The organism is Corynebacterium sp. HMSC22B11, from assembly GCF_001815965.1.
GTDB lineage: Bacteria > Actinomycetota > Actinomycetes > Mycobacteriales > Mycobacteriaceae > Corynebacterium.
This window is the reverse complement of record NZ_KV823504.1, coordinates 188,288-213,198: the sequence shown is the minus strand read 5'-3', so window position 1 is coordinate 213,198 and position 24,911 is coordinate 188,288. Positions and strand designations below refer to the sequence as shown.

The window sequence follows — 24,911 nt, the reverse complement described above, 5'->3', positions numbered from 1 at the left end:
CCGAAGTCTTATCCGGGGTTAGCGGCTCTCGGTGATCTTGCCGTCCACGAGGGTCACTACCCGGTCCAGGGTGGCCAGCTGATCCTGGTCGTGGGAGACATACAGGGTCGCCGCGTTGGACTCCCGAGCCATCTGTCGAATCAGCTCGGTGACCTGGGTGGCTGTGGTGGTATCCAGTGCCGCGGTCGGCTCATCGACTAATAGGAGCTGTGGGGAGTTCATGAGCGCGCGGGCGAGGTTGACCCGCGCCTGCTGCCCACCGGAGAGCTCGCCGACCTTGCGTTGCTGCAGGCCACCCAGACCCACGGCCTCCAGCAGCTCGTCGGCGCGCTGGGAAGCCGCCTGCTTGGCCTTGCGCTGCAGAGGCCACGGGGAGCCCAGGTGCAGCATCGCCATGAGTTGATCCTTGACTCGCAGGGAAGGTAGTAGGTTTGGCTGCTGGAAGACGATGCCGATGTGCTCACGGCGGAGGCGCGCTGCCTCGCGGGCGGAGTGCCCGGTGAGTGTCAACTCCTCGCTGGAGTCGGCTGCGGTCAATACGGCCTCGCCGCTCGTCGGTTCTTGCAGGCAGCCAGCTACGGATAGCAACGTGGACTTGCCGGAACCAGACGGGCCGGTGATGCCCACCAGTTCGCCCGGGGCGATGTGCAGGGAGACCTCATCCAGAACGCGGCGAGTCTGCGCGCCATCGTTGACCTCCAGGGTGATGGCATCCATCGTGAGCCCGGAACCGGAGCGTGCATTGCGCTTCTGCTGCAGGGCCTGGGTGCTGTGCGAGGTTGCGGTGGTCATGGTTTTCTCCTTGGAAGGCGTTGTCGGGGTGTACGTCGGGGAAGTCAGCGGCGAGGATTGTGCGTCAGCGGGGTGGCGGCACTACCTCGGCCAGTGGGATGCCTAGGCTGCCGCCATGGCTTCGCGCGGGGAGACCTTCAACACGGGGCGCAGCGAGAGCGCGGATCCCGCCAGGCCCGCGAGCAGCAGAATCCCGGCCGGCTGGAGCATCGTGGACGCGGTGAGATCAATCGGCAGGGTGTCGGCCAGGGCCATCCCGACACCGCCAGTGACCGCGAGCCCGCCCAAGATTCCCACGGCGAGGACGACCACGGCCTGGCCCAGCGAGTCAGTGATCAACACCCGACGGGAGGCGCCCAAAGCCGAGGAGATCGCCACGCCCCGCAGGCGCTGGATCGTCCACACCATGAAGAAGGCGCCAAGCACGAGGGCGGAAATCACGTACAGCAGATTGATCATGAGGTTCAGCGAGAGCTGCTCACCGGTATAGGAGGCCGAGGCATTCCACCGGTCATCGCCGCTCAGCGCCACCGTTCCCTCGGGTGCCCCGCCCGCGGAATCGATCGCCTCGGCGTCCACGACGGCTGCCAGGGAATTGGTGCGCAGGCTCCCAGCATCGGCGTCAGACACGAAGATCACCGGCTGGTGGTCGAAGTAGAGGTCCCGGTCGGGGCGCTCGACCTGGAAATCGCTGCCACCCAGCGTGATCCTGCCTGGCGTGCCGAAGGCTTTGGCGAGGGCGTCGTCCTCAAACTCGGATGGAACCTGCGCAACACCGTGCGGGATATCAGGGGAGCTGAACACGGACACAGGGGTGGAGTCCACGCGCTCCCGGGCGACGACGAGCAGGGAGGCGCCGTAGTCTTCGCGCAGCGTGTCGATCTGGGACTCGCTGAGGCGGGAGGAGGATAGCGACGCGGTGCCGGAGTCCTCGAGCACCAGCACCTGATCGTCGCTCAGACGGTCCTGGAGCGCGGACACCGACTGATACTTCAAACCTGCGGCGAGGGAAGCCAGGAAGGTCACCATCACGGTGATCATGGCAACCGTCAGGGTGATCAGCGCAGTGCGGCTGGGGGCGGAACGGAGCTCTTTAAGACCTTGGAACATACTTCTATGCTCGCCGGGCGGGGAGAGGAAAACATCGGCTGTGGGGGTGGACTTTGACTCATACGAAAGGATGAGTCACCCCAAAGCCCCAGGCCATGGGGGTTAGGGTGGAGGCGTGAAGGAAGACCCGCGCACCCACCCAGTCAGCTCGCAGCCTGCGACCCTCGACAAGCTCTCCCACGGCTTGTGGTTGGGCCTGCAGGTGTTGATGATCGGCCTGCTCATTCTCGTGGCCTGGCGGGCCACCCACCCGATGACCTGGGTCGGGCTGGGGGTGTTCTGGGTGATCTACTGCATCCAACGACTCGTCACCCGCTGGGTGGGCGCGCCCACCTGGTTCGCCCTGCTGGTGGGGGCGTGGGCGGTGATGTCCGTCGGGCAGCTGGAGGGCGCATTCGTGGTCTTCCCAATGTTCTTCCTCGCCGTGTACGTGTTTAGCCCGAGGATCTCCGCGGCGGTGGTCGCCGCGCTCACGCTCGGGGTCGTGACGATGCTGGTGGGCCACATCGGCTGGAACATCGGCGCGGTGACCGGACCGACCATTGGGGCCGCGGTCGCCTGGACCCTGGGGGTCGGTTTCCAGCTGCTGCACCGGGAGGCCACCGCCAAGGCACGCGCCCTCGATGCCCTGGTCGCGGCCCGCGAAGAGGCCCTGGCCAGCTCCCGCAAGGCGGGTGAGGCCGATGAGCGGATGCGGCTGGCCGGCGACATCCACGACACCGTGGCCCAGGGGCTATCCAGTATCCACATGCTGCTCACCGCCGTGGAGTCCCAGCTGGCGGGAGCCAGCCCGGCTGGGGTAGGCGAGACAGGGGTAAGCGTGGCCGGGGGAACGCCCGATAGCGGGGGAAAGCGGCCCGCCGCCCAGCACCCCGCAGAACAGCCGGAGATCGAGGCAGTGCACCAACGGATGCTCACCCAGGTGCGGCTAGCTAAAACCACCGCCTCCGAGAACCTCGCCGAGACCCGCCGCATCATTGCCGCCCTGCAGCCCGCCCCACTAGAGGGGGCAGCGCTGCCCGTGGCCCTGGCACGGCTAGCCAGCTCCACCCCGCTCGGGGAGAAGCTGAGCTTCGAGACGGACGGCGCGCCCCGCCCGTTGCCCGACGAGGTGGAGGAAGGGCTGCTGCGCTGCGCTCAGTCACTCGTATCCAACGTGGTTCGCCACGCCAGGGCCGACCGCGCCAAGCTCTCGCTGACCTTCCACCCGGGGGACGTCATCCTCGACGTCGTCGACAATGGCGCGGGCTTTGACCCCAGCGACGCCATCGACCGCGGAGCTACCGGCGGCAGCCTCGGTCTCTCAGGCGTCTACCGTCGCGTCCAGGCCCTCGGCGGCGAGATGACCATCGAGTCCGCCCCCGGGGAGGGAACCGGCATCTCGATCACGGTGCCCACGACCGGATACGATCGGGTCGATGGCGCCGGGTCGCACCCGCGCCGGGAAGGTGAGACACAGTGAACCACGCAGCACAGACTCCAGCTCGGGGAGCCCAGGGTGGGCTGAACATCATGATCGTGGATGACCACCCCGTCGTCCGCGTGGGGCTGCAGGCACTCATCGAAACCGCCGAGGACGCTGCGGGCATCGACGTCGTCGCCTCCATCGCCGACCCGGACGAGGCCGTGGTTCAGGTCCGGGAACTCCAGGGGACCGAGCAGGAGATCGACGTGGTGCTCATGGATCTGCGTTTCGGGGAGGGACCGGCTGGCGCCGAGCTTGCGGGTGGGGTGCGCGCCACCCAGGCGATCCGCGCGATTCCCGACGGCCCCCAGGTCCTCGTGGTCACGAACTACTCCACCGACCAGGACGTCGTCGGTGCGGTGTCCGCTGGTGCGGTCGGTTACCTGCTCAAGGATGCCCCGCCGTCCGAGGTGCTGGACGGCATCCGACGTGCCGCCCGTGGCGAGTCCGTCATGGCCCCGGAGATCATGGGAAAACTCATGGGCCAGATGACGAACCCGACCGAAGCGCTGACCCCACGGGAACTCGAGGTGCTGGCCCTGGTCGGCGAGGGAAAATCCAACCGGGACATTGCCCGTCAGCTCGTCCTCACCGAGGCCACCGTGAAGAGCCACCTCTCGCACGTTTTCCGCAAGCTGGGTGCCAATAACCGCACCTCGGCGGTGGCTGTGGCCCGCCAGCGGGGGATCATCGCCTAGCAAGGCCCAGCGAGGATCATCGCCTAGCGGCCCCGTGGGCACCACTCCACGCTTAAGCAGGGTGAAAATTCGGCTGTGTCATGCCGATGAACAGCGCAAATGCGGTGCTAACGTACACGGTTATGAGTCGGATTTTCCTCGCCTTCCTGTGCGCCCTGGGGGTCACCGTGGCCGCCACTGGGTGCACCCCGCGCCCGGATGTGGCGGATGACGCCGCGGCGGAGTTCCTGGAACGGCTGGCCGAACGCAATGAGCCGGAGACCATCACGGACAAGTCGGATACCGCGGCCAAGGAGATCGACAACACCTGGACCAAGCTGCAGGCCGAGGGGCTCGACGCGCAGCTCAAGGACGTGCGCACCCAGGACAACGTCGCGACCGCCAGCTACCGCATGGATTGGCAGCTGCCGGGTGAGCGCCGTTTCGCCTACGACTCCCAGATGACGCTCACCAAGTCCAAGGGGGACTGGGTGGTCCGCTGGCAGCCCACGGTTCTGCACCCGCGCCTGGGGGCTAATCAGCACCTGGAGCTGCGCACCGTGGCTGCCGAGACCGCGAGCGTGGTCGGCTCCGACGGTGCCGTGTTGATGAAGCCGGGGAAGAAGTGGCGCATTTTCCTCAACGCAGACAAGGCCGGCGATGCCCGGGCAGCCGCCGAGCGCATCGCAGCCGAGGTTAGCGCCCTGGGTGGGGAGAACGCACCGGCTATCGACGCGGAGAAGGTCGCGGCGGAGGCCAAGAAGGTCGACGGCGACTACTCGGTCGCCATGGTGGAGGACAAGCTGGGGCAGCGGCTGCGTGGTGCGCTGCGGGACGTGCCTGGGGTCCGTCTCAACGATGAATCCGCACTGGTTCGCCCGGACCCAAACTTCGCGCCGGACATCTTAAGCCGCGTGAATGCGGTCGTCGAAGACGAGTTGCAGGGCACCGACGGCTGGAAGGTTATCGTTTCCACCGCCGAGGGCAACGAGGTCACGGAGCTGGAGAAGCACGAGGCGAAGGAAGCCCCGTCGGTGCAGGTCAGCCTCTCCAAGAAGGTGCAGGACGCCGCCCAGCGAGCCGTGGATACCCGGGCGGATAGCCAGACGATGATGGTCGTCATGCGGCCGTCGACGGGCGAGGTGCTCGCGGTCGCGCAGACCGCGAAGGCCGATGAGCACGGCGACCTCGCGCTGCAGGGACAGTACCCGCCGGGCTCGACGTTCAAGATCATCACCGCCTACGCAGGCCTGGAGAAGCAGAACCTCACGCCTGATTCGATTGTGGGCTGCCCGGGCACCCAGGACATCGGCGGACGCATCGTCACGAACTACAACGGTTCCGGTTTCGGCGACGGACCGCTTCGCCAGGCCTTCGCGCGTTCCTGCAACACGACGTTTGCGGACATCTCCACCAAGCTCAAGCCCGGCGAGCTGAAGGCCACGAGCGCGCAGTTCGGCCTGGGCGTGGACTTCAAGATTCCTGGCCTGGACACCTTCACCGGCTCGGTTCCCACCGGCGAGGTCATGCTGGACCGCACCGAGGCCGGTTACGGCCAGGGCCACGACCTGGTCAGCCCCTTCGGCATGGCGCTGGTCTCGGCCACCGCGGCGGCGGGGAAGATGCCGACCCCGTACCTCATCACCTCCCACAAGCCGAAGCCGGGCACCCAGCCGAAGGGCACCGAAAAGAAGCCCAATGGGAACAAGGGCAGCACCGATAAGGACAAGAAGGCCCCGGCCGGGCCTCAGCCGCTCGATAAGAAGAGGATCGCTGAGCTGCAGACGATGATGCAGGACGTGGTGACCAACGGCACCGCGGCCGGGCTTGACCGTTACGGCGACGTCCGCGGCAAGACCGGTGAGGCGGAGATCAACGACGGCTCGCACGCCTGGTTCACCGGCTACCGCGGCGACCTCGCCTTCGCGACCCTCATCGTCCGCGGCGGCGGCAGTGAGCACGCCACCGCGGTGACCGGGGAGTTCTTCAAGCACCTGGATGCCCCGGCCGCCCCGCGCGAGGACCAGCTGACCCCGGCCGCTGAGGGCTAAAGGAACTGTGCCGCTGCCCGAGGGGTACCATCGGGCACTATGACCAGAGCAGCACTTTCCCCAGGTAAGCCAACCCCGATCCGCACCGTGCCCGCCCACATCGAGCGGCCGGAATACGCGTGGAAGGCCGAGGTCCAGGAAAACATCGGCGAGGCCTGGATCCAGGATCCAGAGACCATCGAGAAGATGCGCGAAGCCTCCCGCATCGCCGCTGATGCGCTCCAGGAGGCGGGCAAGGCCGTCCGCCCCGGGGTGACCACCGACGAGGTCGATCGCGTGGCACACGAGTACATGTGCGACCACGGCGCCTACCCCTCCACCCTGGGCTACCGGGATTTCCCGAAGTCCACCTGCGTGAGCCTGAATGAGATCATCTGCCACGGCATTCCCGACACGACGGTGATCGAGGACGGGGACATCGTCAACATCGACGTCACCGCCTACAAGAACGGCGTGCACGGGGACACGAACGCGACCTTCCTCGCCGGGGACGTCAGCGAAGAGCACCGCCTCCTCGTCGAGCGCACCGAGGCCGCCATGTGGCGCGGCATCAAGGCCGTCAAGCCCGGCCGTGAGATCAACGTCATTGGCCGCGTGATCGAGTCCTACGCTAAGCGCTTCGGCTACAACGTGGTCCGCGATTTCACCGGCCACGGCGTGGGCCCCACCTTCCACAATGGCCTGATCGTCCTGCACTACGACAACCCGAGCAACCAGACGCTGCTGGAGCCGGGCATGACCCTGACCATCGAGCCGATGATCAACCTGGGTGGGCTGGACTACGAGATCTGGGATGACGACTGGACCGTCCAGACCAGCGACCGACAGTGGACCGCCCAGTTCGAGCACACCCTCGTCGTCACCGAGGAGGGCTACGAGGTCCTCACCCTGCCGAGCGAGGAGTAACTCACACACCAGCCCCCGGGGCCTCCAGCCCCAGGTTCCCGGACTAGCTCGGCGTGACAGCAGCGCGAGGCAGGGGCGAGAGCCGGGGTTAGGGGGCTAGTCGAATTCCAGGCCGAGCAGGGCATTTTCCACCAGCTCGGTCAGCGCAGGGTGCGGCCAGTACTGCTCGGTGGCGAAGCGGCGGGCATCGATGCCGAAGGCCATCGCAGTGACGACACTCTGAATCAGCGTGCTAGCCTCCGGCCCCATGATGTGCGCGCCCAGGATTTCGCCAGTCTTGCGGTCGGCGATCACCTTGCAGAAGCCGGTGGTGTCCTCCATCGCCCAGCCGTAGGCCACATCCGCGTAGCGCTGCACCTTCACCGTCAGCTCCCGGCCCGTGTCCTTGGCTTCCTCCTCGGTCATCCCCACCACCGCGATCTGCGGGTGGGTGAACACGCCACTGGGGACGGCGTGGTAGTCGTTGGCGCGCAGGTCCTCGGGGTGGGCGAGGTTGTGTTGGATGACCTTCGCCTCCTGGTTCGCGACGTGCTTGAGATCGAAGTCGTTGGAGGCATCGCCCAGCGCCCATACCCCCTCGGCCGTGGTGCGGCCGAATTCGTCGACCTTGATCTTCCCATTCTCCTTCTTTTCGACGCCAGCGGCCTCGAGTGCCAGCGTGTCCGCGTTGCTGATGCGCCCCTGGGCGGCGAGGATCTCGTCGGCGAGAAGCACCGTGCCGTCGTCGAGGGTGAGCTCCACCTGCCCGTTGTCGGTCTCGCGCGCCGAGCGCGGTTCCACCCCGAGGTGGGTATCCCACTGCTCGCGGGCCTGCTTAGTGAAAGCCTCGGAGATCTCGGCGTCCAGCTTGCGCAGGAGACGCTCGCTGCGGTTGACGACCGTGACCTTGGTGCCCAGGGCGTCGAAAATCGCGGCGAACTCGACCGCGACGATGCCACCGCCCAGGATGATCAGCGACTCGGGCTGGGTATCCAGGCGCATGATGTCCTCGTTGGTGCGGTAGCGCACGCCGGAGTCGGCGAGGACGGGGTGAATCCACGGGCGGGTGCCGGTGGCCAGCACCACGTCCTTGCCCCGGATGACGGGCGCGTCGGAGCCGTTGCCGATCTGCAGCGTCCGGGGAGCGACGAAGGACGCCGCTTCCCCGTGGAAGAGGGTGATATTCGGGGTCTCGTCCCCGGCGCGGTAGGCCGCACCGCCCTCGGCGATGGGATCGATGCGGTCACCGAAGACGCGTTGCTGGATGCCCTTCCAGTCCACGTGCTCCAGCGAGCCAGTCAGACTGAGCTTGTCGGCGACGCGGAAGGAGCGAGCCACATCCGCGGTGTGGACGAACATCTTCGTCGGGATGCAGCCGACGTTGATGCAGGTGCCACCGAAGACACCCTTTTCGACGATGGCGATGGTCTTCTCATCGTTGATCGGAGCCGGGATCGTGTTCCCCGACCCGGTGCCAACGATGATGATGTCGAAGTCCTGGATCTCTCCCGGTGCGGTGTTCTGCTCGGCATTCATGTTCTTCATGCCTGCCAGCCTAGGCGCGAAAAACAGGCGGCGGCCACGAGGCCGGTTTGTGGCCAGCTAGTTGCCGGCGATGCCCTGGGCGGCCAGCCAGTCCGCAGTCGCATTCAGGGCGCGACGGCGCACCGCGGGGCGGGAAAGGAAGACATCGTGGGTGGCGTCTGCGATGACCTCGATGTGTGCATGAGGGGAGACCTTCGGCGCGGTCTGCCACATCTGCTCCGGCTTGAGGATCGGGTCATTGACGTAGGTCGCGTCCGTGAGCCCGCGCCCGAAGTAGTGGCCGTCGCTGGTGAGCACCAGGGTCGGCAGGCCGGTGTCACAATGGCCCGCCTGGAGGTCGGCGATCTGGCGGACCACACCGGCCATCCAGCTGACGTACTTCTTGCGGGGCTCAATGGGCTTGAGCTCAAGGTCGTAGTCCCATTCGCCCGCGTAATCGGCGTGAAGTGAGTGCCCATAGGAAGGGTTGATGCCCTCCGGCAGGGGAATGTGCGGGGCGACCTTGGCGAGCTGCGGGAAGACCCGCTTGATCACGAAGCCCACGAGGCCGTCGAACTGGATGCCATACCAGGGGGAGTTGCCGACAACGGCGCCGAGCATGCCGTGCAGCCCGGCCTCCGCGCTGGAAGGATCGCGCTGAGTAGCAGCATTGAGCCGGCCGGCCCAGGTGGTGACGTCCAGCCCGCCGGTGGAGTGACCCACCGCAACGACGGTCGGGTGGGCAGTACCGATGAGCCCCAGCGCGATGGAGAGGTCCTCGTCATAGATGGCCTGGCTGGTTACGTGGTGCCAGGTCTGGCCTTCCCGCCACGCCCTGCCGCACTTGCGCATGTCGATGGCGTAGACCGCGTAGCCGGCCTCGTGGAAGAAGCGGGCCACGTGGTCCTGGAAGAAGTAATCCGTCATCCCGTGGACGAAAAGTAGGGCGGGACGCGCGTAGAAATTACGGGTCGGGTCGGAGACCGCAGTGGCGGCTGTCGACCCGCTAGCCTCGGCGGGGAAGTAGCGGACGAGGGCGAAACGCACCGGGGTCTCGCCGTCAGGATCGTCGCCCATCTCGACGTAGTGGACCCCGAAACCCGGGCCCAGAAGATCCGGCCCGAAGGTCAGTTCTGCGACGCTGGCGCCTCGCGGATCGGTGAGGACATCGTCCAGCTGCCGGGAAGACGTGTTGCCACCGTGGGCCGGGGCGTTATTCATAGCTGTGGAATCATTCATCGGGATCGATCATATTCAACTTTTTCAGGGGTATAAGGGCAGGCCTGAATATGGATCGAAAAGGCACAGGCGTATGGTTGAAGAAGCGTGACAAAGCTTTCTTCCGTGAAGGATTGAGGAAACCGTGGCAACGAATAGTTCTCAAAACGATACCGTCGACGTCCTGCTGGTTGGCGCCGGCGTCATCTCCACCACCCTGTCTGTGATGCTGAAGCAGCTCCAGCCGGAATGGAGCCAGCTGATTCTCGAGCGCCTGGACACCCCGGCCGCCGAGTCTTCTGACCCGTGGAACAACGCAGGCACCGGCCACTCCGCGCTGTGCGAGCTGAACTACACGCCGGAGGTCAACGGCAAGATCGACGTCTCCAAGGCCGTCGGTGTCAACGAGAAGTTCCAGGTCTCCCGCCAGTTCTGGTCCCACCTCGTGGAGAACGACATCCTGGGCGAGCCGTCTGAGTGGATCAACCGGGTTCCTCACGTCTCCTTCGCTCAGGGCATGGATCAGGTGGACTACCTGAAGGCCCGCTACGAGGCCCTGAAGGATAACCCGCTGTTCCCGAACATGAAGTTCTCGGACTCGGAGACGAAGTTCCGTGAGTTCCTGCCGCTGATGGCGGAGGGCCGCGACTTCAACAACCCGACCGCGATTTCCTGGTTCGAGGAGGGCACCGACATCAACTACGGTGCGCTGACCCGCCAGTACGTCGACGCCCTGACCGCTGAGGGCGTCGAGGTGCGTTACGGCAGCGAGGTCGTCAACCTCAAGCGCGACGGCGCGAAGTGGAAGGTCTCCGTCAAGAACCGCCACACCGGCGACACCTCCGTCGTCACCGCCAACTTCGTCTTCATCGGCGCCGGCGGCATGGCACTGCCGCTGCTGCAGAAGGCCGGCATCCCGGAGATCAAGGGCTACGGTGGCTTCCCGGTCTCCGGCCAGTGGCTGCGCTGCACCAACGAGGAGCTCATCGAGAAGCACGCCGCGAAGGTCTACGGTAAGGCCTCCGTCGGTGCCCCGCCGATGTCCGTGCCACACCTCGACACCCGCGTGATCGACGGCAAGAAGGGCCTGCTCTTCGGCCCATACGCCGGCTGGACCCCGAAGTTCCTGAAGTCCGGTTCCTTCCTGGACCTGTTCAAGTCGCTGCGTCCGGGCAATCTGCCGTCCATGATCGGTGTTGGCCTGCAGGAGTTCGGCCTGACCAAGTACCTGGTCGAGGAGCTGCTGAAGGACCAGACCGCGAAGATGGAGTCCCTGCGCGAGTACATGCCGGAGGCTAAGGATGAGGACTGGGAGCTGGTCATCGCTGGCCAGCGTGTCCAGGTCATCAAGCCGATCGGCGCCCCGAAGTTCGGTTCCCTGGAGTTCGGTACGACCCTGATCAACTCCAACGACGGCAGCATCGCCGGCCTGATGGGCGCCTCCCCGGGCGCTTCCATCGCCCCGGCTGCCATGCTCGAGGTGCTGGAGCGCTGCTTCGGCGGCCACATGGCTGAGTGGGCTCCGAAGCTGCGCGAGATGATCCCGTCCTACGGCCAGCGCCTGGTGAAGAACGAGGCCCTGTTCCAGGAGCAGTGGGACCGCTCCCAGAAGGCGCTGAAGCTGGCTAAGTAGCTTCCGCTGCCCGCAGGCCGCCCGCCCGAGAGGATTGCCCTCGGGGCGGGCGGTTTTTCGCTGTTGGTGGGGGTTGAGATTCTAGACCGCTCGGTCTACTATGCTGTGCTTATGAGTATTTCCCTGCGCAACGTCCACGTCCTTGTCCCGGTCGGCAGCCCCGACGCCGAGCTCGTCGCCCAGCGCTGCCGTGACGCAGGCGCCATCGTCACCACCAGCCCTGCCGGGGCGGCGTCGGAGATTGACTGGGCTGCCACCGCCCTCGTCGTGCTCCCGGGCCAGACCCCGGGTGCCACGGAACTGATCGCAGCAGCTGAGCAGCACGGCGTGCCGGTCAATAACCTTGGGGGCGGAACCGAGGAAGCGCAGAATGCGGGGGACAGGGGCGGGGAATGCTCTGGCTCGGGGACCGTGACGCTGGTGGGCGGTGGCCCCGGCGGTGAGGGGCTGATCACCGTCGCAGGGAAGCGAGCCATTGAGGGAGCCGACATCATCTTCGCCGACCACCTGGGTCCCTTCAGTCTCGCCGAGGAGGCAGCCGAGCGCGGGGTGGAACTCGTGGACGTGTCCAAGATCCCCTATGGCAAGCAGGTAGCCCAGGAGAAAACCAACGAGATGCTCATCGAGGCTGCTCAACAGGGCAAGAGGGTGGTGCGCCTGAAGGGCGGGGACCCTTTCATCTTCGGCCGGGGACTAGAAGAAGCCGAAGCATGTGCGGCCGCCGGGGTGCCGGTATCCGTCATCCCCGGGGTGACGAGCGCGACCTCCGCGCCAGCGCTGGCCGGCGTATCGCTGACCCATCGCGGCTGGGTTCACGACATCACGATCGTCTCCGGGCACGTGCCCCCGGGCCACGAGAAGTCGCTCGTGAACTGGGAGGCGCTGGCTGGGCTGACCGGCACGTTGGTGCTGATCATGGCCGTGAAGAACGCCGGGGCAATCGCGGCTGAGCTCATCGCCAAGGGACGCGCTCGCGAGCAGGCGGTGACGATCATCGAGTCGGCCTCCATCGACGGCGAGCGGATCACGGAAACCACTCTCGGGACCCTTGGGGAAACGATCGACGCGGCAGGAATCAAGCCACCGGCGATCATCGTGGTCGGCCGGGTCAGCGAGCGCCGGATCAAGGGCTTGGCTGCTGCTTTCTAGCTGCGCTAAGTGGGGGACTCGCCGCTTATTCGGCCGGAACGATGAGCGTGACCTCGCCGGGGTTACGCACCTCCGTGCGGAAATTCGCCTCGACGAACGCCTCCACGTCACCGATGCGGTGGGCGAAAGCCTCCGCCAGCTCGCCGGTTGACTGCGGGTCAGCGGGCAGGTGTCCACCGGCCAACGCCAGCTCCCGGGCAACTAGCCCCTTGTAGTGCTTGTTGAAGTGGCTGACGACCTTGCGGCTGCCGTCCGGGTACTCGGATTCCACGCGCAAGCTCACCGCGCCCGGAACTTTTCCGAGGTCCCGGTAACCACCGGAGCGCAGGTCAATGATCCCGCCGCCAGCGCCATCCGTGTCGGCGGCGCGATCCTCCCGCCAGCGGGCGAGCTCCTCGCCGATGCGGTTGCCCTCGGCCGGCTTCGTCCACTGGGAACGCAGGGTGCGGGGCTGACCGTCCACGAGCACCTTGGAGCCGGCAGAGAGTCGATAGCGGGGGATCAAGTCGTCGGCGGCGATCACCCCGAAGAGCGCGGAACCGATCGCCAGCCTTGCACGCGCGTCCGCGGGGAGGGGCAGGCCGGTGCGTTGCCCCGTTGGGTCGAGGGCATCGTAGGCCACCCCGGTGTATCGCTCCACCGCGGGCAGTAGCTCGGAGGAAGCGACGGCGGCGTTGGACTCGTGCTCAGCGTGCTGGGTAGCACGGATCCCGATCATCTTGTCTAAGGAGCGAATCCGCTCTTCTGCGGCTTCTGCAGAACCCGAGTTCTTCGACAGTGCTTCTTGGGCTGCAAGGAAACTGCAGCCCATCTCCTCAAGGGTACTGAGCAGGTGTTTTCTGGTTGGCACTAACCCGGGAAAGGCCAGCTGATCCACGGCGACCGGGCCGGGCTGGCCGCCCACTGTTTTGCTTTCCGACGGAGGCAGGATGATGAGCATGAAAACATGCTAGCCGGTGGCGTGCCACGCAGGGTCGGGGCTGTAGGCTAAGCATCATGATTACCCGCATGTCCTCCCTCTTCCTGCACACGCTGCGTGACGACCCAGCTGATGCAGAACTCGCCAGTCACAAGCTGCTTGTCCGAGCTGGCTATATCCGCCGCGTTGCACCGGGTGTGTACTCCTGGCTCCCCATTGGTCTGCGCGTCCTGCGCAAGGTCGAAAACGTTGTTCGGCGCGAAATGGATGCCATCGGCGGTCAGGAGCTGATGTTCCCCGCGCTGCTGCCGAAGGAGCCCTACGAGGTCACCGGGCGCTGGGACGAATACGGTCCCGAGCTCTTCCGCCTCAAGGACCGGAAGGAGGCGGACTACCTACTCGGTCCCACCCACGAGGAGCTGTTCACCTGGCTCGTCAAGGGGGAGCTGAACTCCTATAAGGATTTCCCGAAGGTTCTCTACCAAATCCAGACCAAGTATCGCGATGAGGCCCGCCCGCGCGCTGGCATCCTGCGCGGCCGTGAGTTCGTCATGAAGGACTCCTACTCCTTCAACATGACCGACGAAGGCCTGGATGAGTCCTACCGCTTGCACCGCAAGGCCTACCAGCGGATCTTCGACACCCTCGGCATCGAGTACGTCATTTGCTACGCGACCTCTGGAGCGATGGGTGGTTCGGCCTCCGAGGAATTCCTGGCGGTGGCCGCGGACGGCGAGGATACCTTCGTTCGCTCCACGGAGTCCGACTACGCCGCCAACGTGGAAGCTGTCGTCTCCATTCCGCCGGCTGAGGAGTCGGTCGAGGATAAGCCGGAGGCAGTAAGCCACGAGAGCCCTGGAGCCGACACCATCGAGACCCTCGTGGAGTGGGCCAACGAGGCGGGCTTGACTGTCGACGGGGCTCCGGTGACGGCGAAGGACACCCTCAAGTGCATCGTGTGCAAGGTCACCCGCCCAGGCGAGGATGAGGACGGTAACCCGTACGCCCCTGAGCTCACCGGAGTGCTCGTGCCGGGCGACCGCGAGGTTGACATGAAGCGTCTCGAAGCCTCCCTGGAGCCGGCGGTCGTCGAACTGGCCGATGATGAGGATTTCAAGAAGTACCCCTTCCTCGTCAAGGGCTTCGTTGGCCCCCGCACGTTCGCGGATAACGACCTGCGCGTGCTCGCCGATCCCCGTGTGGTCAAGGGCACCGCCTGGATCACCGGCGCGGATGAGAAGGATCGTCACTACTCCAACCTCGTCGCAGGCCGCGATTTCACCCCGGATGGTTATGTTGAGGCCGCCGAGGTTCGGGAGGGCGACCCATCCCCGGATGGCAAGGGTGTGCTCACCCTGTCGCGCGGCATCGAGATCGGCCACATCTTCCAGCTGGGGCGGAAGTACACCGAGGCCTTCGACGTTCAGATCCTGGACGAGAACGGCCGACGCACCGTCCCGACGATGGGCTCCTACGGCATCGGTGTCTCCCGCCTGCTGGCCGTGGTCGCCGAGCAGATGCACGACGAGAAGGGGCTGCGCTGGCCGCACAGCATCGCCCCCTACGACGTCCACGTGGTCATCGCTAACAAGGACGAAGCCGCGGGGGAGGCTGCACGCGAGCTTGTCGAGGCACTGTCGGATGCGGGCTTGGAGGTGCTCTTCGACGATCGCCCGAAGGTCTCCCCGGGCGTGAAGTTCAAGGACTCCGAGCTGCTGGGCATGCCACAGGTCGTGGTCGTTGGGCGCGGCTTCGCCGAGGGCAAGGTCGAGCTGCGAGATCGTCTGAACGACGAGCGTTCCGAGATCGACTACGCGGACGCCGTCGACGTCATCACGAAGGCAGCCCGGGCCTAAGAACCTGCCCCACGCCAGCGGGGTAGGCGTGGGGCAACCGGTGGGGGTGAGCTCAGCGGATTACGCAGAGAGATAAGGGGGCGTTGCTAGTCCCCACCTCGCAGGACCACTGCTTCGGGCCCAAGCCCCTGGGCCAACTCCAGCTGGCCCTGGGCACGGCTCAGTGCTGCGCACGCCTGCGCCAGAGCCACCCGCAGCGGCCCGGTCTCGGCGCGGCCAGCGAGCAAGCGTAGCTGGGAAAGCGGGGCGGCGAGTGCGGCGTGCAGGAAAGCGGGGGCCTCCTTGGCGCTCGCGGGGGCCTTGGTGGCCTTCGATACGCCGAAGCCAGCAGGGGGCTCGTAGGCGCCTTCTGCGTCCTCGGGCTTCTCGGCGCTGTCGTCTGCGGCGGGTGTGATCATCGCGGTGACGACGTCGCGGGCCAGTCGGGCACCATCTCCGGCGGCTGCCAGTTGCTTGCGTGCGGAGCCGTCGTCGGCCGCCAGCGCGACCCCGGCGGCCTGGATCGCCCCGTAGACGGAGTCCAGGGCGTCCTTCAGATCCTCACCGAGAGCTTTCGTGTTCCCGCGGCCCACGACCTCAGGATCCTCGAGCAGCTCGGCGATATCCTCGCGCTGTGGCGCACCGGCGACGGGCGCGGTTGCGCTGTAGAGGCCCACCAGCAGCTGAGTCTGGAACTCTTGCCGGGTCACGGTGCGGCCATGAGAGTCCTTCTCGTGGGCGTCCGCGTCTGGCAACTCCGGGCTTTCGATGGCGCCCAGCAGCTCGCGTTGGATACCGGCGAAGAGCTGCCTGCGCTCAGCTGCGGAATCCTTGCCCTTCCTTGTTCTGCTGGTCCCGGAGCTTTCGTCGGTAGAGGACGCCGCGGTGCTGGAAGTGGGTGAGTCACCGCTGCCGCCACCGTCTGCGTCCTCGAAACTGCACTGCGGGTCCCGCTGGCCTTCATCGTCGGTACCGCACTGGCGCAGGAATTCTTTCTCGAGAACTCCGATCTGGCGGCGGATGAACTCCGTTTCCTCAGTGTCGGCCCGATCCAGAGCCGAGCGCATCACCGCTCCGATTGAGCGCAGCTGCTCATTGGGCTCGAAGCCACCGCGCACACGGTTAAGCGCCTCGGAGGCCTCGTCGATGCTACAGGCCGAGAGCAGGCCCGTCGCGAGCACCGCCCCCAGCCCCGCGACCCCCGCTTTGAGCACGCCACGCCGAGTGAGTGCTGGGGCGGCGCTAGAGCGCTCGGGGAGATGGAGGCGTTGATTCTGAGGAGAGTCCGGATTCACAGCCACTATGGTGCCACACATTCCGCTGGGCACCGCACCGGCGGGTAGGGTGCAAGGCATGGCAACCGCTCTTGATGAAAAGCTCCGCGCATTGGCAGCCGACGAGGCGAAGAAGTGCGGACTGGATGTGGAAAAACTCACCTTTACCCGGGCTGGGGCGAAGTCCAGCGTGAAGATCGCCGTGGATGCGGACGAACGCCCGGACCTCGACCTGCTCGAGGAAGCCTCCCAGCTGATTGGTGCTGCTTTTGATGCGGCCGAGGAAGCACAGCAGATTGACCTCGGGCCGAGCTACACCCTCGAGGTGACGACCCCTGGGCTGGACTTCCCGCTGCGAGAGGCTCGCCACTTCCAGCGCAACATTGGCCGCCTCGCCAACCTGCCGGGAGGGGGCAAGGGGCGCATTGCGGCCGTCGAGAATGACGAGGTCGCGATCCTGCCCGCAGCCAAGAAGAAGGCCGGGAAGAAGTTCCAGGGCAAGAAGGCGGGGAAGAAGACCCCGCAGGCACCGGTGCAGATTTACCCGCGTGCTGAGCTAGCCGGGTCCACCATCGAGGTTGAATTCTCACCCGCGCCAGCAGCCGAGCAGGAATTACTCGGATTGACCATGGCCGAGTACCATGAGCTCGCGAAGAGTGACGAAGCCTAAGCGACAAGAAGTCGATGAGGAGTACAAGTGAATATTGATCTTGCTACGCTGCGCGCCATCGAGCGGCAGGAGGGCGTGCCGGTCGACGAGCTGATCCACGCCATCGCCAACGGCCTGAAGGAGGCCTACCGCAACCAGAGCGCCTTCGCCGGCGAGGTGGACGTCCAGATCGACCCCACCTCTGGTGCAGTGGCGATCTACCAGGTGGAGCGCGACGAGGAGGGCAACGTCACCGGTCGGTTGGACGAGACCCCGGAGAACTTCGACCGCACCACCGCGCTGGCGATGCGCGAGGCGATCCGCCGCCGGATCGGGGGAGCCCGCGTCCAGCAGCGCTACGACGAGTACTCGCCGATCCGCCACACCATCGTCTCCGGTGTCGTCACCCGCGACGCACGCGCAAACGAGCGCGGCATTACCGTGGTCCACATCGGTACCGAGGCGGACGGCATCGACGGCCAGATCCTGCCCGCCGAGCACATCCCCGGCGAAGTGCTCAAGCACGGCACCCGCGTGAAGGCCTTCGTCACGGACGTCATCAAGCACGCCGACCGCAACGTGCAGATCAGCCTGTCGCGCACCCACCCCGAGCTGGTTCGCGGGCTGTTCGAGCTCGAGGTTCCGGAGGTCGCCGACGGCTCCGTGGAGATCATGTCCATCGCCCGCGAGGCGGGGCACCGCACGAAGATCGCAGTCCGCGCCACGATCAAGGGGCTCAATGCCAAGGGGGCGTGCATCGGCCCGCGTGGCCAGCGCGTGTCGGCCATCATGGGTGAGCTCGGCGGCGAGAAGATCGACATCATCGACTACTCCGATGACCCGGCGCAGTACGTGGGCAATGCGCTCTCGCCCTCGAAGTTCGTCTCCTCGACTGTGATCGACGCAGAGCAGCAGATCGCTCGCGTGGTCGTTCCGGACTACCAGCTCTCGCTGGCGATCGGTAGGGAGGGGCAGAATGTTCGCCTCGCCGCGCGTCTCACCGGGTGGAAGATCGACATTAAGTCCGACGCCGCGCCAGAGGAGCACTCGGCTGGCGAGGGCGAGCAGGCGAACTAGCGCCGCTGAAGTTCAACGTGGGGGAGGTTCGCTAGGGTGGCCCCGCCGGATCCGGCGGGGCCGCGAGTCATTGAGGGGTGGGATAACGGGGATCAGCGCAGGGAGCTGTCACAACGCTGAAATGGGGGTGGGTTAACCCCTAACAGGCTTTTCACGTAGACTGGGGGCTGGTCAACGTGCTGGACCACGCATTTGTTGTGCTCGAGAGAAAGTGAGCTTGTGGAGGACCGAGCGAAACGCGAAGGCTCGCACGCCGAATCGGCTGCGGACCCGGCGCTCGCGCGGAAGGCCACGGCGCACGTCGCGCTGCGCACGTGCATCGCCACGCGAAAGGTGAAGCCCACCGCCGAGCTCCTCCGGTGTGTAGCCCAGCACAGCGACGACGGGACAACCCGCATCGTGCCAGATCTTCACGGTCGGCTCCCGGGCCGCGGCGCGTGGCTTAGCCCCACCGCAGAGGCCCTCGAGAAGGCCATCGAACAACGGCGATTCCACCGCGCCCTGCGATTGGGCTCAGTGACGCCGGACTTCGAGGAGTTATGGGCGGTGCTGGGACGCGAGGGATCTCAAGAACATTGACCCGTCGCGTTGAACGTTCCATGGACAGTTAACGATTTATCAGTTGACGGAGCCCGACATGTTTGAAAGCACTCTGAACTGATGAGCGCACGATGAAGCGGCATCAGCGATGAACCAGAAACGTTAAAGGGAGCCGGACGTAGCCTTTCCGCATAAGGCCACCGGCTCCGAGATATCGAAGGAGAGTAGTGGCCGGAAAGCTACGTGTACACGAGCTTGCGAAGAAGCTCGGTGTGACCAGCAAGGAACTCCTTGCAACCCTGAAGGAACAGGGAGAATTCGTTAAGACAGCCTCCTCCACCGTGGAGCCCCCTGTCGTCAAGAAGATGAAGCAGTTCTACGGCGTCGCGCAGGAGTCCAAGCCGACGACGCCGCCGTCCCCGCTGGCGCAGGCTGGCAGTGTTCCGGACAGCACCCAGCGTGGTCCGAAGCCGGGTGCCAAGCCTGCGGCGAAGCCGAAGGCTGCACCGAAGCCGGGTACCGCGGCAGCCAAGCCAAGCGCGAAGCCAAGCCCTGCTGCTGCAGCGAAGGCTGCACCGGCCGCGAAGGCGACCCCGACCCCGGCTGAGGCTGCGCCAAAGCCGGGCCAGGCTGCACCGAAGCCGGCTGCGAAGCCGGGACAGAAGCCAGCTCGCGCCGCAGGCAAGCCGGGCCCGAAGCCGGGTCCGAAGCCGGGCGCGCGCCCGCAGCGGGTTGCTAATAACCCGTTCTCCTCCACCACCGAGCGCCCACCGCGCCCGCGTGGCGGAGCCACCCCTGGCGACATGCCTCGCCCAGGCGGCACCCGTGGCGGCGCCGGCCGTGGCCAGGCAGCACGCCAGGGCGGCGGCCGTCGCCCATCCCCGGCGATGATGCCAGCCACCCCGAGCCCGGGTCAGATGCCCGCCAAGTCCGGAGCCGGTTTCGGCGGCGGTCGTGGCCGTGGCGGTCGCCCAGGCGGTCCAGGCCGCCCAGGTGGTCCGGGACCACGTGGCGGTCGCGGCGGACGTCGTGGCGGCACCGCAGGTGCATTCGGCCGTCCGGGCGGTCCACCGCGCCGTGGCCGCAAGTCGAAGCGCCAGAAGCGCAATGAGTACGAGGCAATGCAGGCACCGAAGGTCGTGGGTGGCGTTAAGCTGCCGAGCGGCAACGGTGAGAAGATTCGCCTCGCCCGCGGCGCCTCCCTGGCCGACTTCGCGGACAAGATCAACGCTGACGCAGCAGCACTGGTGCAGGCGCTGTTCAACCTCGGTGAGATGGTGACCGCCACCCAGTCCGTCTCCGACGAGACCCTGCAGCTGCTGGGCGACGAGATGGACTACAAGGTCGAGGTCGTTTCCCCAGAGGACGAGGACCGCGAGCTGCTCGAGTCCTTCGACCTGCAGTTCGGTGAGGACGAGGGCGATGACGAAGACCTCGCCCAGCGCCCGCCGGTCGTCACCGTCATGGGTCACGTCGACCACGGTAAGACCCGCCTGCTGGACACCATCCGTAAGGAGAACGTTGGCTCCGGCGAGGCCGGTGGCATTACCCAGCACATCGGTGCTTACCAGGTTAGCGTGAACATGGAGGGCGTCGAGCGCCCGGTCACCTTCCTGGATACCCCGGGTCACGAGGCCTTCACGGCAATGCGTGCTCGTGGTGCGAAGTCCACGGATATCGCGATCCTCGTCGTTGCTGCTGACGACGGCGTGATGCCGCAGACCGTCGAGGCGATCAACCACGCCAAGGCTGCGGACGTCCCGGTTGTGGTCGCGGTGAACAAGATCGATAAGCCGACCGCACAGCCGGACAAGATCCGTGGCCAGCTCACCGAGTACGGCCTCGTGCCGGAGGAGTACGGCGGTGACACGATGTTCGTTGACATCTCTGCGAAGCAGGGCCAGAACATCGACCAGCTGCTGGAGGCCGTCCTGCTGACCGCCGACGCGTCCCTGGATCTGCGCGCGAACCCGGACATGGACGCCCAGGGTGTCGCCATCGAGGCGCACCTCGACCGTGGCCGCGGCCCGGTCGCGACGATCATCGTCCAGCGCGGTACCCTGCGCGTCGGCGACTCCATCGTCGTCGGCGATGCCTACGGCCGCGTGCGCCGCATGATCGACGAGCACGGCAACGACGTCCAGGAAGCTGGCCCGTCCCGCCCGGTCCAGGTTCTCGGCTTGACGAGCGTGTCCGGTGCCGGCGATAACCTCCTCGTTGTTGACGAGGACCGCACGGCCCGCCAGATCGCGGACCGCCGCGACGCCCGCCGTCGTAACGCGCTGGCAGCCCGTTCCCGCAAGCGCGTGTCCCTGGAGGACCTGGACGAGGTGCTCAAGGAGACGAGCACGCTCAACCTCATCCTCAAGGGCGACAACGCCGGTACCGTCGAGGCACTGGAGGACGCCCTGCTGAAGATCGAGGTCGACGACGAGGTCGCGCTGAACATCATCGACCGTGGTGTCGGTGCTGTCACCGAGACCAACGTCCACCTGGCTGCGGCCTCCGACGCCGTGATCATCGGCTTCAACGTCCGCTCCGAGGGCAAGGCCACCGAGGCGGCCAACGCCGAAGGCGTGGACATCCGCTACTACTCGATCATCTACAAGGCGATCGAGGAGATCGAGGCTGCCCTCAAGGGCATGCTCAAGCCGATCTACGAGGAGAAGGAGATCGGTACCGCGGAGATCCGCCAGATCTTCAAGGCTTCCGCCGTCGGCCTCATCGCAGGCTGCATGGTGGAGACCGGCAAGGTTCGCCGCAACGCCAAGGTTCGCCTTGTCCGCGATGGCAAGGTCATCTCCGAGGACGCGACGATCGACTCGCTGCGCCGGGAGAAGGACGACGTCACCGAGGTCTCGCACGGTTACGAGTGCGGTATGGTGCTGTCCTACCCGAACATCGAGGTCGGCGACCGGATCGAGGCCTACGAGATGGTCGAGGTCCCTCGCGACTAACTGGTCAACACCGGTTAGCTAAGCTGGGCGATTGCTAGCCCGCCGCAATCCCGGAAACGGGGGCGGCGGGGCAGCGCCCGGCTTTTGCCGTTTTTACATCACTACCCGGCGGGACCGTGAAGGCCCCGCCCGAAAAGGAGTGCCACATCATGGCTGATAATGCTCGCGCCGCGCGCATGGCCAAGCGCATCCAACAGATCGTCGCCGTCGCCATCGAGCGGGAGATCAAGGACCCACGCCTGGAGTACGTGACCATCACGGACACCCGGATGACCGGCGACCTGCACGACGCCAGCGTGTTCTACACCGTCCGTGGCGCATCCATCGACGAGGAGCCGGATGTTCCGCTGGCTGCCGCCGCGCTGGAGAGCGCCAAGGGGCAGCTCCGAAAGATCGTGGGCGACCAGCTCAGCGTCCGCTTCACGCCGACCCTGAGCTTCGTGCACGACACCGTCCCGGAGGCGTCCGCTCACATGGAGAAGCTGCTCGCCGAGGCTCGCGCGAAGGACGAGGCCGTGCGTGCCCAGGCTGCCCAGGCCAAGCCGGCGGGCGAGGCTAACCCTTATAAGGAGCGCGACTAGCGCTGCCTGCGCAGCCCCAGCGCCCTGACCGGGTGCCGGGTGCGCGCGGAAGAAAATTCGCCGAGAAGAGGATCTGAAGGAAAGCCACGGTGCAGGAGCCCACAACGCTGCGGGAGTTCGAGGACGTCGGAACCCGAAAGATCCTCGCGCTGGCCTGGCCGGCGCTCATCGTGCTGGCAGCCACCCCGCTGTACCTGCTGCTGGACACCGCCGTCGTCGGGCGCCTGGGGGCAACCTCCCTGGCTGGACTCGCGACGGGTGCGGTGGTGCTGAGCACCGTCACCACGCAGCTGACCTTTCTTTCCTACGGCACCACAGCCCGCGCCGCGCGGCACTTCGGGGCAGGGCGCACCACCGATGCTGTCTACGAGGGCATTCAGGCCTCCTGGATCGCACTCGGCGTTGGGACGGTGCTCGCGGTGGGCCTGTTCTTTTTCTCCCCGACCATTTCCCTTGCCTTATCCGGAGACGCCGAGGTGGCGGCCGAGGCCACCAACTGGCTTAAAGTCACCAGCCTGTCGGTGATTCCCGCGCTGTTCATCATGGCGGGTAACGGCTGGCTGCGGGGACTGTCCAACACGCGGCTCCCGCTCTATTTCACGCTGGCCGGGGTCATCCCCATGGCTGTGACTGTCCCACTGGCCGTACGCCGCTGGGGGCTTGTGGGATCCGCGATCGCGAACGTCGCCGGTGAGCTGATCATCGCCGCGTGTTTCCTGGGGGCGTTGGTGTTTCACTGGCGCAAGTTCGGGGATCACCGCTCGATGCGCCCCAACGGGAGGGTGATCCGCACGCAGCTGGCGATGGGGTGTGACCTCATCGCCCGGTCTCTGTCCTTCCAAGCGGCATTCCTTTCCGCAGCGGCGGTGGCCGGGCGGATCGGAGCCCCGGCGCTGGCCGCTCACCAGATTCTGCTGCAACTGTGGAACCTCGTGTCTCTGCTGCTGGATAGCGTCGCGATTGCTGCCCAAGCCTTGGTGGGGGCCGCCTTGGGCGCTGGTTCGGCGCGAGCGGCCCGCTCCGTGGCACGCCAGGTGTTGAAGTTTTCGCTGGGGGCTTCGGTGGTGCTGGCGGTCTTCTTCGGGCTGGGGTCGCGGGCGGTTCCCCAGCTCTTTACGGCCGACGCTCCCGTGCTCGATCAGATTGGTGGACCGTGGTGGGTCTTCGTTTCCATCATCGTGATCGGCGGAGCCGTCTTCGCACTGGACGGGGTGCTGCTGGGAGCCGCGGACGTGGCATTCCTGCGCAATGCCAGCATCGCGGCGGCTGTCATTGGCTTCATTCCACTGGTCTGGCTGAGCCTCGCTTTCGACGTCGGCCTGATCGGGGTATGGGCAGGGTTGGCTGCTTTCATGCTGATCCGTTTCGGCGCGGTTCTGTGGCGCTACCGCGGTGACGCCTGGACGGTGAGCGCTGATCAGCGGGAGGAGCGAGGCACCCAGGGCGCCACGGCAGCCTAGGGGAGGGGAGAGAGGCCCAAGCGGCTGACCTTGCTCTTTCTTGAAGCCACGGTGAGGCAACGTAGGGTTGAGTTTTCTAGGAACTTTCCTCGGCAATATGATTTAAGCGTGGCTGGACGACGATAAAGTCGCGGGCCGGATAACGACGGACGATGAAGGTGGTGGGCATGCAGGGCGCAGATGATTCGCTGGCAGCGCAGCTCGCCTACACCGCCGCCGTCGCCGGCGGTGCGGGGGAGGAAGAGACCCGGGATGCGGTGACTCTGTGGGCCGTCAGCGACCTGCACGTGGGTGCGCGCGGCAACCGCGATCTCGTCGTCGACCTGGTGCGGCCCCGCAACCCCGAGGACTGGCTGATCGTGGCAGGCGACGTCGCCGAAGACCTGGACGTGGTGATCGACGTGCTGGCCGAGCTTCGGCAGCGCTTCGCCAAGGTGATCTACGCGCCCGGGAACCATGAGCTCTACGCCCGTGCAGGGCACGGGCCGGTGGGAAAAGCGAAATACGAGGAGCTCATCCGTCGTTGCCGGCGCATTGGGATCTACACTCCGGAGGATCCGTACCAACAGTTCGCTGGGCACACCATCGTCCCCCTGTTCACTCTCTACGATCACTCCTGGCGCGATCTGACCGACACCCCGGAGGAAGCGATTGCCAAGGCGCACGCGCAAGGTCTGGTCTTGAGTGATTACTACATGATCCGGCCTTTCGTGGATGTCCCGCTGTGGTGCCGGGAGCGCCTGGCCTATTCGGTGCGCCGCCTGGGGCAGGTCACTGGCCCCACCGTGCTCGTGAACCACTGGCCCTTGGCGCAGGAATCCTTGCGGCGCGTGCGATACCCCGAGATCGGGCTGTTCTCCGGCACCCGGCACACCCAGCAGTGGGGTAGGCGTTATCGCGCGGCAGCTGTCATTCACGGGCATCTTCACATACCTTTAGGTGTTGAAGTTGATGGTGTGCCTCATGTGGAAGTTTCCCTGGGCTATCCGAGGGAACGGAAGCGCAGCTTGCCCCCGCGGCAAAAGCTTGACCTGTGGCCCTATCCAGTCATCCGCGTCCCGCACACATCTGGTCCACAAGCTGGTTTCGAGGAAAGGCGAGGAGGGAAGTAGGCA

General features: G+C 66.1%; 20 protein-coding genes. 14 read left to right on the top strand and 6 right to left on the bottom strand.

Annotation, left to right across the window (positions count from 1 at the left end; all coding sequences use genetic code 11):
• Positions 1 to 18: 18 nt before the first annotated feature.
• Together HMPREF3088_RS07045 and HMPREF3088_RS07040 are read right to left on the bottom strand one after the other, a co-directional pair.
• Entirely contained in the window at positions 19 to 792 is a 774-nt protein-coding gene (locus tag HMPREF3088_RS07045) for an ABC transporter ATP-binding protein (protein ID WP_070759060.1), read from the bottom strand.
• A gap of 102 nt (positions 793 to 894) precedes the next feature.
• A complete protein-coding gene (locus HMPREF3088_RS07040) occupies positions 895 to 1,902 on the bottom strand; it encodes an ABC transporter permease family protein (RefSeq protein ID WP_070759059.1) in 1,008 nt (335 codons plus the stop codon).
• Between the two features lie 115 nt (positions 1,903 to 2,017).
• Between HMPREF3088_RS07040 and HMPREF3088_RS07035 the strand changes: the two genes are divergently transcribed.
• The 4 genes from HMPREF3088_RS07035 (at position 2,018) to map (ending at position 7,001) form a co-directional block, all read left to right on the top strand.
• Positions 2,018 to 3,364 carry a sensor histidine kinase gene (locus HMPREF3088_RS07035; RefSeq protein WP_070759058.1) on the top strand — a complete coding sequence of 449 codons (1,347 nt, stop codon included), beginning with the start codon at positions 2,018 to 2,020 and terminating at the stop codon, positions 3,362 to 3,364.
• Between the two features lie 50 nt (positions 3,365 to 3,414).
• Positions 3,415 to 4,065 carry a LuxR C-terminal-related transcriptional regulator gene (locus HMPREF3088_RS07030; protein ID WP_187441081.1) on the top strand — a complete coding sequence of 217 codons (651 nt, stop codon included), beginning with the start codon at positions 3,415 to 3,417 and terminating at the stop codon, positions 4,063 to 4,065.
• 80 nt (positions 4,066 to 4,145) lie between these two features.
• Positions 4,146 to 6,095, top strand: a complete 1,950-nt coding sequence (locus HMPREF3088_RS07025) for a penicillin-binding transpeptidase domain-containing protein (protein ID WP_070759056.1) — start codon at positions 4,146 to 4,148, stop codon at positions 6,093 to 6,095.
• A gap of 39 nt (positions 6,096 to 6,134) precedes the next feature.
• Positions 6,135 to 7,001: a type I methionyl aminopeptidase gene (gene map, locus HMPREF3088_RS07020; RefSeq protein ID WP_070759055.1), complete on the top strand. Its 867-nt coding sequence runs from the start codon at positions 6,135 to 6,137 to the stop codon at positions 6,999 to 7,001.
• A gap of 96 nt (positions 7,002 to 7,097) precedes the next feature.
• On the opposite strand, the gene mtr is transcribed toward map, so the two are convergent.
• Both mtr and HMPREF3088_RS07010 read right to left on the bottom strand, forming a co-directional pair.
• The gene (gene mtr, locus HMPREF3088_RS07015; RefSeq protein WP_070759054.1) at positions 7,098 to 8,525 is read right to left on the bottom strand and encodes a mycothione reductase; all 1,428 of its coding nucleotides are present in this window, start codon (positions 8,523 to 8,525) and stop codon (positions 7,098 to 7,100) included.
• Between the two features lie 57 nt (positions 8,526 to 8,582).
• Entirely contained in the window at positions 8,583 to 9,743 is a 1,161-nt protein-coding gene (locus HMPREF3088_RS07010; protein WP_070759053.1) for an alpha/beta hydrolase, read from the bottom strand.
• Between the two features lie 124 nt (positions 9,744 to 9,867).
• Here HMPREF3088_RS07010 and mqo point away from each other — a divergent pair, with 124 nt between their 5' ends.
• Both mqo and cobA read left to right on the top strand, forming a co-directional pair.
• Complete coding sequence (gene mqo / locus HMPREF3088_RS07005; RefSeq protein ID WP_070759052.1) at positions 9,868 to 11,355, top strand: malate dehydrogenase (quinone); 1,488 nt, start codon at positions 9,868 to 9,870, stop codon at positions 11,353 to 11,355.
• Between the two features lie 111 nt (positions 11,356 to 11,466).
• On the top strand, positions 11,467 to 12,504 hold the full coding sequence (cobA, locus tag HMPREF3088_RS07000) for a uroporphyrinogen-III C-methyltransferase (RefSeq protein ID WP_246818094.1): 1,038 nt from the start codon (positions 11,467 to 11,469) through the stop codon (positions 12,502 to 12,504).
• A 25-nt stretch (positions 12,505 to 12,529) separates the two neighbouring features.
• Here the strand turns inward: cobA and HMPREF3088_RS06995 are convergent, their stop codons facing one another.
• Positions 12,530 to 13,444, bottom strand: a complete 915-nt coding sequence (locus tag HMPREF3088_RS06995; RefSeq protein WP_070759051.1) for a YaaA family protein — start codon at positions 13,442 to 13,444, stop codon at positions 12,530 to 12,532.
• A 56-nt stretch (positions 13,445 to 13,500) separates the two neighbouring features.
• Between HMPREF3088_RS06995 and HMPREF3088_RS06990 the strand changes: the two genes are divergently transcribed.
• Entirely contained in the window at positions 13,501 to 15,279 is a 1,779-nt protein-coding gene (locus tag HMPREF3088_RS06990; RefSeq protein ID WP_070759050.1) for a proline--tRNA ligase, read from the top strand.
• A gap of 86 nt (positions 15,280 to 15,365) precedes the next feature.
• Here HMPREF3088_RS06990 and HMPREF3088_RS06985 read toward each other — a convergent pair whose 3' ends face one another.
• Positions 15,366 to 16,472, bottom strand: coding sequence for a hypothetical protein (locus HMPREF3088_RS06985; RefSeq protein ID WP_246818093.1), 1,107 nt, complete (start codon positions 16,470 to 16,472; stop codon positions 15,366 to 15,368).
• A 139-nt stretch (positions 16,473 to 16,611) separates the two neighbouring features.
• Here HMPREF3088_RS06985 and rimP point away from each other — a divergent pair, with 139 nt between their 5' ends.
• The 7 genes from rimP to HMPREF3088_RS06950 all read left to right on the top strand — a co-directional run bounded on the left by rimP (position 16,612) and on the right by HMPREF3088_RS06950 (position 24,908).
• A complete protein-coding gene (gene rimP / locus HMPREF3088_RS06980) occupies positions 16,612 to 17,202 on the top strand; it encodes a ribosome maturation factor RimP (protein ID WP_070759048.1) in 591 nt (196 codons plus the stop codon).
• 27 nt (positions 17,203 to 17,229) lie between these two features.
• Positions 17,230 to 18,258, top strand: coding sequence for a transcription termination factor NusA (gene nusA / locus HMPREF3088_RS06975; protein ID WP_070759047.1), 1,029 nt, complete (start codon positions 17,230 to 17,232; stop codon positions 18,256 to 18,258).
• 219 nt (positions 18,259 to 18,477) lie between these two features.
• Positions 18,478 to 18,837, top strand: a complete 360-nt coding sequence (locus HMPREF3088_RS06970; RefSeq protein ID WP_070759046.1) for a YlxR family protein — start codon at positions 18,478 to 18,480, stop codon at positions 18,835 to 18,837.
• Positions 18,838 to 19,025: 188 nt separating this feature from the next.
• Positions 19,026 to 21,755 carry a translation initiation factor IF-2 gene (infB, locus tag HMPREF3088_RS06965; protein ID WP_070759045.1) on the top strand — a complete coding sequence of 910 codons (2,730 nt, stop codon included), beginning with the start codon at positions 19,026 to 19,028 and terminating at the stop codon, positions 21,753 to 21,755.
• A 149-nt stretch (positions 21,756 to 21,904) separates the two neighbouring features.
• On the top strand, positions 21,905 to 22,336 hold the full coding sequence (gene rbfA / locus HMPREF3088_RS06960) for a 30S ribosome-binding factor RbfA (protein ID WP_070759044.1): 432 nt from the start codon (positions 21,905 to 21,907) through the stop codon (positions 22,334 to 22,336).
• An 89-nt stretch (positions 22,337 to 22,425) separates the two neighbouring features.
• Positions 22,426 to 23,796, top strand: a complete 1,371-nt coding sequence (locus tag HMPREF3088_RS06955) for an MATE family efflux transporter (protein WP_070759043.1) — start codon at positions 22,426 to 22,428, stop codon at positions 23,794 to 23,796.
• Positions 23,797 to 23,963: 167 nt separating this feature from the next.
• Positions 23,964 to 24,908 (top strand): metallophosphoesterase family protein, encoded by a 945-nt coding sequence (locus HMPREF3088_RS06950; protein WP_070759076.1) that lies wholly within the window; start codon positions 23,964 to 23,966, stop codon positions 24,906 to 24,908.
• Positions 24,909 to 24,911 lie beyond the last annotated feature (3 nt).